The organism is Pectobacterium nicotianae, assembly GCF_023272715.1.
GTDB lineage: Bacteria > Pseudomonadota > Gammaproteobacteria > Enterobacterales > Enterobacteriaceae > Pectobacterium > Pectobacterium brasiliense.
Genome location: NZ_CP096821.1, coordinates 1,248,854 through 1,267,756, shown reverse-complemented (window position 1 = coordinate 1,267,756; position 18,903 = coordinate 1,248,854). Strand labels below are relative to the sequence as shown.

Sequence of the window (18,903 nt, the reverse complement as noted above, 5' to 3'; positions counted from 1 at the left end):
CTATGTCTCTATACAAACAATTACTGATAGCCATCTGCCTGTTTGTGCTAATTATTTTCAGCGGGAGTTTTTTCGTCAGCCTGGAAAATTCGCGTGAACAGTACAATAACCAGCTTCACTCTCACGCGCAGGATGCCGCTACCGCACTGGGTCTTTCCCTGACGCCGAATATCGATGACCCGGCCATGGTGGAACTGATGGTCAGCTCGATTTTCGACAGCGGCTACTTTTCCAGTATCCGCGTGCGGGATTTAAAAACCGGCAGCGTCACGCTGGAACGCACTGCATCGCCGGATATCCCTGACGTACCGCGCTGGTTTGTTCAGTTAGTGAACCTGCAACCCGGTGCGGGCGAAGCCATCGTGATGCGCGGCTGGGAACAGGCGGCAAAAGTCGAAGTCGTCAGCCATCCGATGTTCGCGGTGACGCGGCTGTGGCGCAGCAGTACGGCCTCTTTCCTGTGGCTGCTCGGCTGCGGCACGCTGGGCGTGTTACTCGGCGCGCTGTTCCTGCGCCGCCAGCTACGTCCGCTGGATTATATTGTCGATCAGTCGCTGGCAATTACCCGTCGTGAATTCCTTAGCCAGCCGGATTTGCCCAATACACCCGAGTTTCGCCGCGTCGCACAGGCGATGAACCTGATGGTTAGCAAGCTCAAAACGCTGTTTGAAGAAGAGGCGGAACGGAGCGAACGCTTACGTCAAGAAGCCTATCAGGACCCTCAAACCGGATTGAATAACCGTCGCGCGTTTGACATGCAGTTCAACGACAAGCTGGCCGACGAAGAAACCGCCCCCGGCTTCCTTATTATGATTCGCGTTCAGGATCTGGCGGGGATGAATCAGCGGCTGGGCGGGCAGCGCACCGATGCGCTATTAGCTTCCGTCGGGCATATTCTACGTAACACGCAAAAGCAGCATACCAATGCAGAAAGTCTTCTGGCACGTATCCGCGGCGGGGAGTTTGCACTGTTCTGCCCGGGGTTGGTCGATAAAGAAGCCTATGCGCTGATTGGCGAGCTGACGCGCAACATCGAAACGTTGCATCTGACAGGCGAAACCGACATTTCCCCTGTCGCCCAATTCGGCATGGTGCCTTTCCGCCCCGGCGACACCGCGCAATCCCTGTTTATTCAAGGCGATCAGGCGCTCACGCGAGCCGAAAGTAATACCGATACCACCGCACCTCACGAGATTCCAGCCATCAGTGCCGAACAGGTCGAAACCGATCGCCATATGTGGTTTAACCTGCTCGATCCCATTTTGGAACAGGAACGCTTGCAGCTTTTCCTACAACCGGTCGTCGCCTGTGACGATCCCAGTCAGGTGCTGCATCACAAAGTACTGGCACGTATTCAGGATGAGCAAGGGAACAGCATCGCGGCAGGCCGCTTCCTGCCGTGGATCCAACGCTTTGGTTGGGATACCCGTCTGGATCAGACTATGCTGCGCGAAGTGCTGGACTATCTTCGTCAGCACGACGGCAATCTAGCGCTGAGCCTGTCCGGCACCACGGTTCTGAATCTTCACCTGCTTGCCGATCTGCTTGCCCCGTTGAAGCATCAGCCTAACGTCGCCAGACGGCTGATTCTGGAGCTGGATGAGAACCAATTGCCAGACAGTGCCCAACTGGAAGCCTTAATCAAGCTGCTGAATGAACATGGCTGTGCGCTGGGGCTACAGCATTTTGGCGGGCGCTTTAATATGATCGGCAACCTGTCGCAATGGGGGCTGGCTTACCTGAAAGTCGATGGCAGCTACATCCGCAATATCGATCAGGAAGACGATAAACAAATGTTTATCGAAGCGCTGTATCGCGCCACCAACAGTATTGCCCTGCCGCTTATCGCTGAACGTGTTGAAACCGCAGGTGAGCTGAAAGTGCTTCAGGAGATGGGATTACAGGGCGCGATGGGACGGCTGCTGGGTGAACCGGTGCCAGCGGTGAGAATCTGATACCACATCATTTTGGCTAACGACGTTTAACGACCCCGGCTTCTCACTACGATAGTGAGAAGCCGGAAACAGCTGAACGGCATGTTAAGGGATGATTTCTTCTTTAAAGCATTATGTTTTTAAAGCGTTATGTTTTTAAAACAGTAAGCCTTTAAAACAGTACGTTTTTAAAACATGGTCTCTTCATCGTCGCCAATCAGCTTGTTCAACCCGCCATTCAGCGCTTCACGTGCCTGCGCACGGTTGATCAACTTCAGCTGCGCCGCCTGAGGGAAATCGGTAATGCTGACCACGCCTTTCTGAATCAAAACCTGAATTAAATCCTCCAGCACACGCACCATTTCCAGATCGCTTTGCCGCAGTTGCTGGAGACTGGACATCGCTGCCTGATGACTACGGAACCAGGCCTGCGCCTCACGCGAATCATCGGACAGTTCACCGTTCATTTCAGGAAAAGGACTCTTTTCTACCTTCATCAGGTGGCCATCACTGTCGCGCTGGATATAAAACATTTTCGGAGACCTTCTAAGTTTTTGATAAAGAAAGGAGTCGAGCAGACTCCCCCTTTTCGTCAGCTAGACGGTTCTGGCTTGCTGACCAGACTTTCAAGCGACGGCAATGCACCGTTATAGTGTTCCAACGTAATCGACACTGCAACCGTTCCGCCTTTATCCGCCGTAAAGTTCCCCGCGGTGCTCACTTCAATCGTCGGTGAACCATGATTATCGGTGATGCGAATATAGCGGCTGATATCGGTACCTTCCTCCAGTTCGCCAACCAGATCGCTTAAATCAATCCGGTCACCTTCTTTGGCATTGAAGTCTTTGATCACATCGTTGCCGATATCGCCAGCCTGCCACTTAAAGGTATCCGCACCCGCGCCGCCGATGAGCGTATCGCCCCCCGCGCCACCAATCAGGATGTCGTCTCCGCTGCCGCCATAGAGCAGGTCATTCCCCGCCCCACCATAGAGGGTGTCATTTCCTCTCTGGCCGAAGAGAATATCATCTCCGTCGCCGCCATTGAGTATGTCATTCCCCCCCTTCGACGACGACAGATCAAACTCTGAACTGTGCGCAGCAATATAGTTATGCATGTCCTTCGTCGTCGGAACGCCCGTTTGCATGCCTAACTGTTTGCCAATGTAGTTCTGCAAAGCCGCAATGCCGTTACCGTCGATATTAGGGAACGACACGACATCGCCAAACAGCACATCATCATTATAGGTGCCGGACATCGTGTCATTGCCCGCCGCACCGACACTCAGCCCATACTGTTCAGCACCTTCCGCCGAATAGCCGGTTGCCGTATCGTGGTTGCCCATTTCTGTCGATGTCGCCTGCGCCACGACATTCAATTTACCCGCGTCGGCGGGCACCTCAAGCGTGATTTTTCCGGCCAGCGTCTGGGCGTTGTGCGCATTTTGAATCAGGTATGAACCATCAGCACCGACGGTATACTTCACGTTATTAATCTGGTCGGTCAACACCGTTCCCGTTGGGATCCCCGTCAACCTAATCCCCGACAGCGTTTCGCTACCGTCGCGGTCTGTCAATGCTGCTGAAACATCGAGCGTATAGGTCTGTTTTCCCGCCTGACCGGGGACTTTTTCCACCGACGCGCTATTGGTACCGGGGGTATACGTCGATCCATCGCTGTAGATCACGCCTTCGATATTGTTGCTAACCTGCCTCGTAAACGAGCCTGACTTGCCACTGCTATCGGTATAATTAACCTTCAGTCCATCCAGCGTGTTGACCGACGTATTCGCGTTGTTGTTCGTGCTATAGGTCGCGTTATAGGTGTAGCCCGTTTCCTTGATGACGAAAACATAGTCAGAATGCGCGTTGTTGCCGTTATTGGTCCGGTTACCGTTGAATGAATCCAGATCGCGGTGATCCTTACGATCGGCCGCCCAGTCGCTCTGACGATAAAAATAGCCGCTGTTGGAGTGCACAACGAAGATATCGCTGTAATTGCCATCCCCGCTGGTATTGCCCTGACTGTAGTACGCCACCTTCCCGTTGCCGACTACGGTAGGGACAGAATCCCCCTCGGTCAGCCAGACGCGGACGCCGTTGCCCACCGCGACGATTTTTCCGTTCTGCACGTCAAAACCACCGTTCGCGCTTCCGCCATTCACCTTAATGACTTCCGCAGAAGCTGGCGTCGTGGTCACGCTGGAGGTGCTCAGGCTTACGACTGGCGCATCGGCGACTGGCGTAATACCAATGTGCAGCGCGGCTTTATCGCCCGTGTTTCCTGCGCTATCGACAGGGCGGTAAGCAATGTCCCCCAGCGCGGCGCCAGAGACATTACTCGCTGGTGTAAAGCGTAGATCGGTGTTGCCCGCCGTAAAGGATTGTCCAACGGTGACGGCTTTCCAACTCCCGTTATCATTAAAATAAAGCGTGCCAGCGGCAGCAGGCGGCAGAGACGAAATCACGATGCTTGTGGTATCGCTCGATACACCTAGATCGCTCCAGCCAATGTGCAGCGGCGTGTCTTCCGTACCAGACACCGTGTTGTTGTGTGCGGCTGGCGGCGTAATATCCATGATAGCCTGACTGTTATCATGCGCCTGATTACCTGCCGCATCGGTTGCCGTCGCTCCTGCGGTAATCTTGCCTTCCGCTAACGTGCCCAGATCGACATTCGTCTGCCATTTTCCGTTCGTCACGGGCACATCATGCAGCGTAACCGACTTACCATTCACGTCGGTAAAGACCAGATCGACCTTCTTCTCGTTGCTCGTGCCGCTGACCAGAGTGTTTTTCGACTCACTTTGGCTAACGTAGCCATCGTTACCCGCGAAATTCGTAATATCAATTTCTGGTGCGGTCGTATCCACGCTGTACGCATGATGGGTATTCGCCGTGGTGGCGTTCCCCGCCGCATCACGCGTGGTCACGCTGGCGCTAATGTCACTGTTAGCCGCCAGTACCGAACCGGGAACATTGACACTCCAGGTTTTACCGTCGTTATTCACCGTCGTCTGGTAGGTTTCGGTGCCGACTTTCACCGTGACGCTATCGCCTGCCCTAACCTCATTGCCGACTTTTCCGGTAACAGGGATCGTTTGTCTGGATTCATTAGCGTTAATCACGTTATCGGACGTGACATTGTCGATAGATATCGATGCGACTGGTGCAACGGTATCAACACCATAAGTGTGATTCGTGTTCGCGGTCGTGACGTTGCCTGCGGTATCGCGTGTCGTGACGGTCGCACTGACATCACCATTCGCAGCCAGCACCGAGCCCGGCACATTCACGCTCCAGGTTTTTCCATCGGTATTCACCGTCGTCTGGTACGTTTCGGTGCCGACTTTCACCGTAACCGCATCGCCCGCTTTGACTTCATTACCAACTTTACCGGTTACCGCAATCGTCTGACCCGATTCACTGGCGTTAATCACGTTATCGGACGTGACGTTATCGATAGAGATCGACGCCGTCGGTGCAACAGTATCCACGCTGTAAGCGTGAGTCGTATTCGCGCTGGTGACATTACCTGCGGTATCGCGGGTGGTGACGCTGGCGGAGATATCCCCGTTAGCCGCGAGTACAGAACCGGGAACATTCACGCTCCAGGTTTTACCATCGGTATTCACTGTCGTCTGATAGGTTTCCGTGCCGACTTTAACCGTAATGGCATCGCCCGCTTTGACTTCATTACCGACCTGACCGGTGATCGCAATCGTCTGACCGGATTCGGTCGCATTAATCACGTTGTCAGACGTGACGTTATCAATTGAGATTGACGCGATTGGCGCAACGGTATCCACACCGTAAGTGTGACTGCTGTTCGCAGTGGTGACGTTGCCTGCGGTATCACGGGTAGTCACGGTGGCGGAGATATCGCCATTCGCTGCCAGCATCGACCCCGGTACGTTGACGCTCCAGGTCTTGCCATCGGTATTGACGGTGGTCTGGTAGGTCTCGGTGCCGACTTTGACGGTAACCGCATCGCCCGCTTTGACGTCGTTATCGACTTTACCCGTCACCGCAATGGTCTGACCCGATTCGGTCGCGTTAATCACGTTATCCGAGGTGACATTGTCAATAGTAATGGAAGCAGTTGGCGCGACGGTATCAACACCGTAAGCATGACTGGTATTAGCAATGGTGGCATTACCTGCCGTATCACGGGTGGTGACCGACGCAGAGATATCGCTGTTTACAGCAAGAACAGTTCCCGGAACATTCACACTCCAGGTTTTACCGTCAGCATTTACCGTGGTTTGGTAGATCTCGGTGCCGACTTTAACCGTAACCGTATCACCGGCTTTGACGTCGTTATCGACTTTACCCGTCACCGCTATCGTCTGCCCGGATTCGCTGGCATTGATGACGTTATCAGACGTCACATCGTCGATAGTAATCGACGCCGTTGGTGCAACGGTATCCACGCCGTAAGCGTGAGTCGTATTCGCGGTGGTGACATTGCCTGCGGCGTCACGCGTGGTCACGCTAGCGGAGATATCGCCATTAACGGCCAGTACGGAACCGGGAACATTCACGCTCCAGGTTTTGCCGTCGGTATTGACGGTGGTCTGATAGGTCTCGGTACCGACTTTAACGGTAACCGCGTCACCCGCTTTGACTTCGTTGCCAACCTGACCCGTCACCGCAATCGTCTGACCCGATTCGCTGGCGTTAATCACGTTATCCGAGGTGACATTGTCGACAGAGATCGACGCGACTGGCGCAACGGTATCGACACCGTAAGTGTGACTGGTATTCGCCGTAGTGACGTTACCCGCGGTATCACGGGTAGTCACGGTGGCGGAGATATCGCCATTGGCCGCCAGCACGGATCCCGGCACATTGACGCTCCAGGTTTTGCCGTCGGTATTCACCGTCGTCTGGTACGTCTCGGTACCGACTTTAACGGTAACCGCATCACCCGCTTTGACTTCGTTGCCAACTTTCCCCGTCACCGCAATCGTCTGGCCCGATTCGGCAGAGTTAATCACGTTATCGGACGTGACATTATCGATAGATATCGATGCGGTTGGTGCAACCGTATCGACGCCGTAAGTGTGAGAGGTATTCGCGGTGGTAGCGTTGCCCGCGGTATCACGCGTGGTGACCGTCGCGCTCACATCGCCGTTAGCAGCCAGTACAGCACCGGGAACGTTGACGCTCCAGGTTTTGCCGTCGGCATTGACGGTTGTCTGGTAGGTCTCGTTACCGACTTTAACGGTAACCGCATCACCCGCTTTCACTTCATTACCGACTTTACCCGTCACCGCAATCGTCTGACCGGACTCGGTCGCGTTAATCACGTTATCCGACGTGACGTTATCAATAGCGATCGACGCCACCGGTGCAACCGTATCCACACCGTAAGTGTGGCTGGTGTTCGCGGTCGTGACGTTGCCAGCAGTATCGCGTGTCGTGACGGTCGCACTGACATCACCATTCGCAGCCAGTACAGAACCGGGAACATTCACGCTCCAGGTCTTGCCATCCGTATTCACGGTCGTCTGGTACGTCTCGGTGCCGACTTTTACGGTAACCGCATCGCCCGCTTTGACTTCATTACCGACTTTACCCGTCACCGCAATCGTCTGACCGGATTCGCTGGCGTTAATCACGTTATCGCTGGTGACATCATCAATTGAAATTGAAGCGACTGGTGCAACGGTATCGACACCGTAAGCATGACTGGTGTTCGCCGTGGTGACATTGCCTGCGGTATCGCGTGTGGTGACCGTGGCACTCACATCACTATTCGCTGCCAGCACTGACCCCGGAACATTCACGCTCCAGGTTTTGCCATCGGTATTCACGGTTGTCTGGTAGGTCTCGGTACCGACTTTAACCGTAACCGCGTCACCCGCTTTGACTTCATTGCCGACCTGACCGGTGACGGCGATCGTCTGGCCGGACTCGGAAGCATTGATCACGTTATCGGACGTGACATTATCGATAGTAATGGAAGCCGTTGGCGCAACGGTATCGACACCGTAAGTGTGGCTGGTATTGGCAGTCGTGACATTGCCTGCGCTATCGCGCGTAGTGACACTGGCGGAGATATCACCGTTAGCAGCCAGTACCGATCCCGGAACATTCACGCTCCAGGTCTTACCGTCGGTATTGACGGTCGTCTGGTAGGTCTCGGTACCGACTTTAACCGTGATCGCATCACCGGCTTTGACTTCATTACCGACCTGCCCCGTGACGGCGATCGTCTGGCCTGACTCATTGGCGTTGATGACGTTATCCGACGTCACATCGTCAATAGAGATCGACGCCGTCGGTGCGACGGTGTCTACACCGTAAGCGTGGCTGGTATTCGCGGTGGTGACATTGCCAGCCGTATCGCGGGTGGTGACGGTCGCACTCACATCACCGTTCGCTGCCAGTACAGAACCGGGAACGTTGACGCTCCAGGTTTTGCCGTCGGTATTCACGGTGGTCTGGTACGTCTCGGTACCGACTTTAACGGTAACCGCATCACCGGCTTTGACGTCGTTATCAACTTTACCGGTCACCGCAATGTTCTGCCCTGACTCACTGGCATTAATCACGTTATCTGACGTGACATTATCAATAGAGATCGATGCGGTTGGCGCAACCGTATCCACACCGTAAGCGTGGCTGGTATTGGCTGTGGTGACATTGCCGGCGGTATCACGCGTGGTGACCGAAGCAGAGATATCGCCGTTAGCAGCAAGTACAGAACCGGGAACATTCACGCTCCAGGTTTTACCGTCGGTATTCACCGTGGTCTGGTAGGTTTCGGTACCGACTTTAACCGTAATGGCATCGCCCGCTTTCACGTCGTTATCGACTTTACCGGTCACAGCAATGGTCTGTCCTGACTCACTGGCATTAATCACGTTATCCGACGTGACATTATCAATAGAGATCGATGCGGTTGGCGCAATGGTATCCACACCGTAAGTGTGGCTGGTATTCGCGGTAGTCACGTTACCTGCGGTATCGCGCGTGGTGACCGAAGCTGAGATATCACCGTTCGCCGCTAAAACAGAGCCAGGAACGTTCACGCTCCAGGTTTTGCCATCGGTATTGACAGTGGTCTGGTAGGTCTCGGTACCGACTTTAACCGTAACCGCGTCACCCGCTTTGACTTCATTACCGACCTGACCGGTGACGGAAATCGTCTGACCGGATTCGGAAGCATTGATGACATTGTCGGAAGTGACATTATCAATTGAAATTGAAGCAACCGGCGCGACGGTATCCACGCCGTAAGTGTGACTGGTATTGGCAGTCGTGACATTGCCTGCGGTATCGCGGGTGGTGACGGTCGCCGAGATATCGCCATTCGCGGCCAGCACCGAACCCGGTACGTTCACACTCCAGGTCTTGCCGTCGGTATTCACCGTGGTCTGGTACGTTTCCGTGCCGACTTTGATCGTGACTGCATCCCCGGCTTTCACTTCGTTGCCGACCTGCCCCGTCACGGCAATCGTCTGGCCGGACTCGCTGGCATTGATGACGTTATCCGACGTCACATCGTCAATAGAGATCGACGCCGTCGGTGCAACGGTATCCACACCGTAAGTGTGGCTGGTATTGGCGGTAGTAGCGTTACCTGCGGTATCGCGTGTCGTGACGGTCGCACTCACATCACCATTCGCAGCCAGCACCGAACCCGGTACGTTGACGCTCCAGGTTTTACCATCCGCATTGACGGTGGTCTGGTAGGTCTCAGTACCGACTTTAACGGTAACCGCATCGCCCGCTTTGACTTCGTTGCCGACCTGCCCCGTCACGGCAATCGTCTGGCCGGACTCGCTGGCGTTAATCACGTTATCGCTGGTGACGTTATCGACAGAGATTAACGCCACAGGTGCAACCGTATCGACACCGTAAGTGTGGCTGGTATTCGCGGTCGTGACGTTGCCTGCGGTATCGCGTGTCGTGACGGTCGCACTGACATCACCATTCGCGGCCAGTACCGATCCCGGAACATTCACGCTCCAGGTTTTACCGTCGGTATTCACGGTCGTCTGATAGGTTTCGGTACCGACTTTGACGGTAACCGCATCACCCGCTTTCACTTCATTACCGACCTGACCGGTGACCGCAATCGTCTGACCCGATTCGGTGGCGTTAATCACGTTATCCGACGTGACGTTATCAATAGAGATCGACGCTACCGGCGCAACCGTATCCACGCCGTAAGCGTGGCTGGTATTGGCGGTAGTAGCGTTGCCTGCGGTATCACGGGTAGTGACCGAAGCAGAAATATCACCATTGGCGGCCAGCACGGAGCCCGGAACATTGATGCTCCAGGTCTTGCCGTCGGTATTGACGGTGGTCTGGTAGGTTTCCGTGCCAACGGTAACGGTGATCGCATCGCCCGCTTTCACTTCATTGCCGACCTGACCGGTCACCGCAATCGTCTGACCCGATTCGGTGGTGTTAATCACGTTATCCGACGTGACGTTATCAATAGAGATCGACGCTACCGGCGCAACCGTATCGACACCGTAAGCGTGCGAGGTATTGGCAGTCGTGACGTTACCGGCGGTATCACGCGTGGTGACCGTCGCAGAGATATCGCCGTTAGCAGCCAGTACAGAACCGGGAACATTCACACTCCAGGTCTTGCCATCGGTATTCACGGTCGTCTGGTACGTCTCGGTACCGATTTTAACGGTAACCGCATCGCCTGCTTTGACGTCGTTATCAACTTTACCGGTCACGGCTATGGTCTGGCCGGATTCAGTCGCGTTAATAACGTTATCTGACGTGACATTGTCGATAACGATCGAGGCAATTGGCGCAACGGTATCGACACCGTAAGTGTGGCTGGTGTTCGCTGTGGTAGCGTTGCCTGCGGTATCACGCGTGGTAACAGTCGCTGAGATATCACCGTTAGCAGCAAGTACCGATCCCGGAACATTCACGCTCCAGGTTTTGCCATCAATATTGACCGTTGTCTGGTACGTCTCGGTACCGACTTTGACGGTAACCGCGTCACCCGCTTTGACGTCGTTATCGACTTTACCGGTGACGGCTATGGTCTGGCCGGATTCGCTGGCGTTAATCACGTTATCTGACGTGACATTATCGATAGCAATCGACGCGACTGGTGCCACCGTATCCACGCCGTAAGCGTGGCTGGTATTGGCGGTGGTGACATTGCCTGCCGTATCGCTTGTGATGACCGCGGCACTCACATCACCGTTCGCTGCCAGCACAGAACCGGGAACGTTCACGCTCCAGGTTTTACCATCGGTATTGACGGTCGTCTGATAGGTTTCTGTGCCGACTTTAACGGTAACCGCATCGCCTGCTTTGACGTCGTTATCGACTTTACCGGTGACGGCTATGGTCTGGCCGGATTCAGAAGCATTGATGACATTGTCGGAAGTGACATCATCAATTGAAATTGAAGCAACCGGAGCAACCGTATCCACGCCGTAAGTGTGGCTGGTATTGGCAGTGGTGACGTTACCTGCGGTATCGCGCGTGGTGACCGAAGCAGAGATATCACCGTTAGCTGCCAGTACAGCACCGGGAATATTCACGCTCCAGCTCTTGCCATCGGTATTCACCGTCGTCTGGTAGGTCTCGGTGCCGACTTTAACGGTAACCGCATCACCCGCTTTCACTTCATTACCGACCTGACCAGTCACGGCGATGGTCTGGCCGGACTCGGTCGCGTTGATCACGTTATCGGACGTGACGTTATCAATAGAGATTGAAGCAACCGGCGCAACCGTATCCACACCGTAAGCGTGGCTGGTGTTCGCTGTGGTGACATTGCCTGCCGTATCACGCGTAGTGACGCTGGCGGAGATATCACCGTTAGCAGCAAGTACAGAACCGGGAATATTGACGCTCCAAGTTTTACCATCGGCATTCACCGTCGTCTGGTACGTTTCCGTGCCCACTTTAACCGTAACCGCATCGCCCACTTTGACGTCGTTATCGACTTTACCCGTCACGGCAATGGTCTGGCCGGATTCACTGGCATTAATCACGTTATCGGCAGTGACGTTATCGATGGTAATCGATGCGGTTGGTGCCACCGTATCCACGCTGTATGTGTGGCTGGTGTTCGCAGTCGTGACGTTACCGGCGGTATCACGCGTGGTGACCGAGACTGAGACATCACCGTTCGCTGCCAGCACAGAACCGGGAACATTCACACTCCAGGTTTTGCCGTCCGCATTGACGGTGGTCTGGTAAGTCTCGGTACCGACTTTTACGGTAACCGCATCACCCGCTTTGACTTCATTGCCAACCTGACCGGTGACCGCAATGGTCTGGCCGGACTCGGTCGCATTGATCACGTTATCGCTGGTGACGTTATCGATAGCGATAGACGCAACCGGCGCAACCGTATCCACACCATAAGTGTGACTGGTGTTCGCGGTAGTGGCATTACCTGCGGTATCACGTGTGGTGACCGAAGCTGAGATATCACCATTGGCTGCCAGCACGGATCCTGGGACGTTGACACTCCAGGTTTTGCCATCGGCATTCACGGTGGTCTGGTAGGTTTCTGTGCCGACTTTGACGGTAACCGCATCGCCCGCTTTCACGTCGTTATCGACTTTACCGGTGACCGCAATGGTCTGACCCGATTCGCTGGCGTTAATCACGTTATCGCTGGTGACATTGTCGATAGATATCGATGCGGTTGGCGCGACGGTATCCACGCTGTAAGCGTGAGTCGTATTCGCGGTGGTGACATTGCCTGCGGCGTCACGCGTGGTCACGCTGGCGGAGATATCGCCATTGGCGACCAGTACAGCACCGGGAACATTGACGCTCCAGGTTTTGCCATCGGTATTGACGGTGGTCTGGTACGTCTCGCTGCCGACTTTGACGGTAACCGCGTCGCCCGCCTTCACTTCATTGCCGACTTTACCCGTCACCGCTATCGTCTGGCCGGACTCGGTCGCGTTAATCACGTTATCGCTGGTGACATCATCAATTGAAATTGAAGCGACAGGTGCCACCGTATCGACGCCGTAAGCATGACTGGTATTCGCCGTAGTCACGTTGCCCGCGGTATCACGGGTGGTGACCGAAGCTGAGATATCGCCATTAGCCGCCAGTACAGAACCGGGAACGTCCACGCTCCAGGTTTTGCCGTCGGCATTCACCGTGGTCTGGTACGTTTCCATGCCCACTTTAACCGTGATCGCATCGCCCGCTTTCACGTCGTTATCGACTTTACCGGTGACGGCAATGGTCTGGCCGGATTCGGTCGCGTTAATCACGTTATCGGACGTGACGTTATCAATAGAGATCGACGCCACCGGCGCAACAGTATCCACACCGTAAGTGTGGCTGGTATTGGCGGTAGTAGCGTTACCTGCGGTATCGCGTGTCGTGACCGTCGCACTCACATCACCATTCGCTGCCAGTACCGACCCCGGTACGTTGACACTCCAAGTTTTACCATCCGCATTGACGGTGGTCTGGTAGGTCTCGGTACCGACTTTAACGGTAACCACATCGCCCGCTTTGACTTCATTGCCGACCTGACCGGTGACGGAAATTGTCTGTCCGGATTCGGTAGCGTTAATTACGTTATCGCTGGTGATGTTGTCGATAGCAATCGATGCGGTTGGTGCAACAGTATCAACACCATAAGTGTGATTCGTGTTCGCAGTCGTGACGTTGCCTGCCGTATCACGCGTGGTGACCGTCGCACTCACATCACCGTTAGCAGCCAGTACAGCACCGGGAACATTCACGCTCCAGGTTTTACCGTCGGTATTCACCGTCGTCTGGTAGGTCTCGGTGCCGACTTTAACCGTAACCGCATCGCCCGCTTTGACGTCGTTATCGACTTTACCGGTCACAGCAATGGTCTGGCCGGATTCGATCGCATTGATCACGTTATCGGACGTGACGTTATCGACAGAGATCGACGCCACCGGCGCAACCGTATCGACACCGTAAGTGTGACTGGTGTTCACGGTCGTGACGTTGCCCGCCGTATCACGCGTGGTCACTGTCGCGCTCACATCACTGTTCGCTGCCAACACCGAACCCGGTACGTTGACGCTCCAGGTCTTGCCATCGGTATTGACGGTGGTCTGGTAGGTTTCTGTGCCGACTTTTACGGTAACCGCATCACCCGCTTTTACATCGCTATCGACTTTACCGGTCACCGCAATCGTCTGGCCAGATTCACTGGCGTTAATCACGTTATCGGACGTGACGTTATCAATAGAGATCGATGCCACTGGCGCGACGGTATCGACGCCATAAGCGTGGCTGGTATTGGCGGTGGTGACATTGCCTGCGGTATCGCGTGTGGTCACGGTAGCAGAGATATCGCCATTCGCTGCCAGCACAGCGCCCGGCACATTGACGCTCCAGGTTTTGCCATCGGCATTCACGGTCGTCTGGTACGTCTCGGTACCGACTTTAACGGTAACGGCGTCACCCGCCTTCACTTCATTACCGACTTTACCCGTCACTGCAATCGTCTGACCCGATTCACTGGCGTTAATCACGTTATCGGACGTGACGTTATCAATAGAGATCGACGCCGTCGGTGCAACGGTATCCACGCTGTAAGCGTGAGTCGTATTCGCGCTGGTGACATTATCTGCGGTATCGCGGGTGGTGACGCTGGCGGAGATATCCCCGTTAGCCGCGAGTACAGAACCGGGAACATTCACGCTCCAGGTTTTACCATCCGCATTGACGGTAGTCTGGTAAGTCTCGGTACCGACTTTAACGGTGATGGCGTCACCCGCCTTCACTTCATTGCCGACTTTACCGGTGACCGCAATCGTCTGACCGGATTCGCTGGCGTTAATCACATTATCGCTGGTGACATCATCAATTGAAATTGAGGCAACCGGTGCAACGGTATCGACACCGTATGCATGACTGGTGTTGGCGGTGGTGGCATTGCCTGCCGTATCACGGGTAGTCACGGTGGCGGAGATATCACCGTTAGCAGCAAGAACTGTTCCCGGAACGTTCACACTCCAGGTTTTACCGTCAGCATTTACCGTGGTTTGGTAGATCTCGGTGCCGACTTTAACCGTAACCGTATCACCGGCTTTGACGTCGTTATCGACTTTACCCGTCACCGCTATGGTCTGACCGGACTCGGTCGCATTAATCACGTTGTCGGACGTGACGTTATCAATTGAAATTGAGGCGACAGGTGCCACCGTATCGACGCCGTAAGCGTGACTGGTGTTCACAGTCGTGACATTGCCTGCGGTATCACGTGTGGTGACCGACGCAGAGATATCACCGTTAGCAGCAAGAACAGTTCCTGGAACGTTGACGCTCCAGGTTTTGCCATCGGTATTGACAGTGGTCTGGAAAGTCTCGGTACCGACTTTAACGGTAACCACATCGCCCGCTTTGACGTCGTTATCGACTTTACCGGTGACCGCAATCGTCTGACCCGATTCGCTGGCGTTAATCACGTTATCGCTGGTGACATTGTCGATAGATATCGATGCGGTTGGTGCAACCGTATCGACACCGTAAGTGTGACTGGTATTCGCGGTAGTAGCGTTGCCTGCGGTATCACGCGTGGTGACCGTCGCAGAGATATCGCCATTCGCGGCCAGTACCGACCCCGGCACATTCACGCTCCAGGTTTTACCATCCGCATTGACGGTGGTCTGGTACGTCTCGGTGCCGACGTTGACGGTAACCGCGTCCCCGGCTTTCACTTCGTTGCCGACCTGACCGGTGACCGCAATCGTCTGGCCGGACTCGGTCACGTTAATAACGTTATCTGACGTGACATTGTCGATAGCGATCGAGGCAATTGGCGCAACGGTATCGACACCGTAAGCGTGCGAGGTATTGGCAGTAGTCACGTTACCTGCGGTATCGCGCGTGGTGACCGAAGCTGAGACATCACCGTTCGCAGCCAGTACAGCACCGGGAACATTGACGCTCCAGGTCTTGCCGTCAGTATTCACCGTCGTCTGGTACGTCTCGGTACCGACTTTAACGGTAACCGCATCACCTGCTTTAACGTCGTTGTCGACTTTACCGGTGACCGCAATCGTCTGACCCGATTCGCTGGCGTTAATCACGTTATCGGATGTGACGTTATCAATAGAGATCGACGCGACTGGCGCCACGGTATCCACGCCGTAAGCGTGGCTGGTGTTCGCGGTCGTGACATTGCCTGCGCTATCACGCGTAGTGACGCTGGCAGAGATATCACCGTTAGCAGCAAGTACAGCACCGGGAACATTCACACTCCAGGTTTTACCGTCGGTATTCACCGTCGTCTGGTACGTTTCCGTGCCGACGGTAACGGTGATCGCATCGCCCGCTTTGACTTCATTACCAACCTGACCGGTGACGGCGATCGTCTGGCCTGACTCACTAACGTTGATGACATTATCTGACGTGACATTATCAATAGAGATTGAGGCGACAGGGGGCAAAGTATCGACCGTTATCGCTTCACTTCCCCCCGTACCAGGAATGCCCGCAGCATCGGTGTAACTGCCGTCAGGAACACTGACGCGGACTTCTCCCTCAAAATTGGAGGCTGGCGTCAATGTCGCCGTCCAGCGAGTCGGATCGTTAGGATCCTGCACCAGATTCGTTACTGCGCCGTTTGTTACGGTGATATCACTGAGGTCAAAACCAACGATCGGTTTTGTGAAGACGAAACTTACTGTGCCATCACTGTTTATGACAATGGTGACAGAAGGTGGGGTGGTATCGGTGGTATCCGTTGCCGCAGGCAGCAACGTAGATGAATCTACGCCATCCAGAACGGACGAGGCTCGGTCAGTAAACGATGAGCCAGCGGTGTCATAGCCAATCGGAGTGGTCACGACCTCGGCCGTCAAATTCAGAACTACCGTTGGGTTGAAATGTCCACCGCCGCCGTCACCAGCTTCTCCGGTGTCGTCATTACCCGCGGCAGTCGCTTCTAATACTTGTGTTGGGTCGGCACCCTGAGCGATAGCATCTTGTATAGCCGCGACATCATCGGCGACATCCGCATTGGCCTGAGAGGACGCATTGCTAACATCGCTCCAGCGGCTATCACGCCCCAGATCCAATGTTTTGCCGTCCGGTAATGTGATTGAAACCGCGCCGTTAGCGCCAGTTACCACTTCTTCACCGCTGTAAACCCGATCGCCAGCAACCAGCAATCTCTGGCTTCCATCAAGCGCGACGATAAAAACTTGTCCAATAACGAATTTAATGACGCCAATCACACTATTCAAAATGCTTTCTCCTTGATATCTATAATTATTTTTATAATGTGGCGATATTGCGGCTATAGATTTTTGCTATCATCCTGATAAGGTTGATTTGCTGTGTGTCGTCCTGACATTTTATGAAAAAAAGCGTTACGATAGTGTTGTCGTTATGCGTCAAACGCTTGACTCAATGACCGATATAATAAAAAATTCGGAATATTCTTTCCAGAACTTTACTCATTTAGAGTAAGCCTTATTTTTTCTTGTGCAGGGAGTTTCAGGGAAAGGAATTAACATATTGATATAAATGGAATAAAAGCAAATCAATTCGTTAAGCGTTTATATAACACTCAAACACTTTAATAGGAATAATCACAAATAAAGTTTTTGTGAAGGAAAACTGCTGATGATGCGTAGATACCATTTTGCTTTATTACCTTTTATTACCCTTTTTTCCACAGCAACGCATGCCGAGACGATTCAGGAAGCAATAAAAAGCACGCTCTATACACATCCTGAAGTAAGCGCCGCGATTAATAGCCGTTTTTCTGCCGAACATGATTTACGCGCGGCCAAAGGCGGATATCTCCCCTCCATCACGCTGAGTGCAGGCGTCGGACGCGAAGAGACCGATAGCCCCTCAACACGCGCCAGCACCAATAAGCGCGTTGAGCTCAGTCGTCAGGAATCCAGTATCAATCTAAGCCAAACGGTATTTGATGGTTTCGCCACCTCCAGCGAAGTAGGCAGACAACGCGCCACGGTAAATTCACGTGCCTATAAAGTATTAAATACCAGTGAGGCAACAGCATTAGATACCGTTCAGGTCTATCTCAGCGTGCTGCAACGTCAGGAATTTGTCCGTCTGGCGGAAGCCAACCTTGCAAGCCATGAGCGCATTTACGATCAAATCAGGCTGCGCAGCGAACAAGGCGTGGGGCGACTGGCCGATTTGGATCAGGCCGAAGCACGTCTTGCGCAGGCACGTAACAACGTACTGACAGAACAAACCAATCTGGACGATGCCAAAATCAACTACATGAGCATTGTGGGTAAGGTACCAGAGAATTTGGTGATGCCCGATGCTTCTGCGATAAAACTCCCCGCTTCGCTGGATGAAGCGCTACGCACCATGCTGGCTAACAGCCCGGCGCTGAAATCCGCAGAGTCAGATATTGAAGCCACCCAGCAGCAGTATGAGACCTCAAAATCAACATTTTATCCGCGCCTCAACGTTGAGCTCTCTCGCACGATGGATAACAACGTTGACGGAACGCGCGGTCAAAATAATGAATGGCAGGCGATGCTGCGGATGCGCTACAACCTGTATGAAGGTGGTAGCAGCAAAGCCAACATGGAATCAAAAGCCTATCAGGTAAAAGAAGCACAGGATGTCCGAAATAATGCCCTGCGCCTGCTTAGCGAAGAACTCAAGTTAGCCTGGTCTGCGTTAAATAACTCGCGTCAACAGTTGCCGATTGCCGCCGAATACGCCGACCGCAGTATGAAAGTGCGTACTGCCTATCAGAAGCAATTTGGTCTGGGAGAAAGGACGTTGCTGGACCTGCTGGACAGCGAGAACGAGCTATTTACCGCACAGCGCCGCCTGGTCGAGGTTCGTTTCACCTCCCTCTATACCGAATACCGGATTGCCTCCCGCATGGGAGAGCTATTAAACCGTTTAGCGATCCCAGCGCCTGATGCGGGTACCAGCTTGACAAACGTCACCACCCAAGCCGAGTTGCCGAGCCTTAATTAATATATTTCATTGGTCAGACGGCGATAAAT

The 18,903-nt window shown here is 54.0% G+C and carries 4 protein-coding genes; 2 read left to right on the top strand and 2 right to left on the bottom strand.

Annotated elements, in window-relative coordinates:
- The first annotated feature begins 2 nt into the window (after positions 1-2).
- The gene (lapD, locus tag MYB54_RS05580; RefSeq protein WP_119870755.1) at positions 3-1,955 is read left to right on the top strand and encodes a cyclic di-GMP receptor LapD; all 1,953 of its coding nucleotides are present in this window, start codon (positions 3-5) and stop codon (positions 1,953-1,955) included.
- Between the two features lie 167 nt (positions 1,956-2,122).
- Here the strand turns inward: lapD and MYB54_RS05575 are convergent, their stop codons facing one another.
- Both MYB54_RS05575 and MYB54_RS05570 read right to left on the bottom strand, forming a co-directional pair.
- Positions 2,123-2,467, bottom strand: a complete 345-nt coding sequence (locus MYB54_RS05575; RefSeq protein ID WP_014916239.1) for a hypothetical protein — start codon at positions 2,465-2,467, stop codon at positions 2,123-2,125.
- 59 nt (positions 2,468-2,526) lie between these two features.
- The gene (locus tag MYB54_RS05570) at positions 2,527-17,139 is read right to left on the bottom strand and encodes an Ig-like domain-containing protein (RefSeq protein WP_371928270.1); all 14,613 of its coding nucleotides are present in this window, start codon (positions 17,137-17,139) and stop codon (positions 2,527-2,529) included.
- Positions 17,140-17,521: 382 nt separating this feature from the next.
- Between MYB54_RS05570 and MYB54_RS05565 the strand changes: the two genes are divergently transcribed.
- Entirely contained in the window at positions 17,522-18,874 is a 1,353-nt protein-coding gene (locus MYB54_RS05565; protein ID WP_014916241.1) for a TolC family outer membrane protein, read from the top strand.
- Positions 18,875-18,903 lie beyond the last annotated feature (29 nt).

Excerpts from the sequence above, each read along its gene's own strand:
- MYB54_RS05575 (WP_014916239.1), bottom strand. The coding sequence starts at position 2,467 with ATGTTTTATATCCAGCGCGACAGTGATGGCCACCTGATGAAGGTAGAA.
- MYB54_RS05565 (WP_014916241.1), top strand. The coding sequence starts at position 17,522 with ATGATGCGTAGATACCATTTTGCTTTATTACCTTTTATTACCCTTTTT.
- lapD (WP_119870755.1), top strand. The coding sequence starts at position 3 with ATGTCTCTATACAAACAATTACTGATAGCCATCTGCCTGTTTGTGCTA.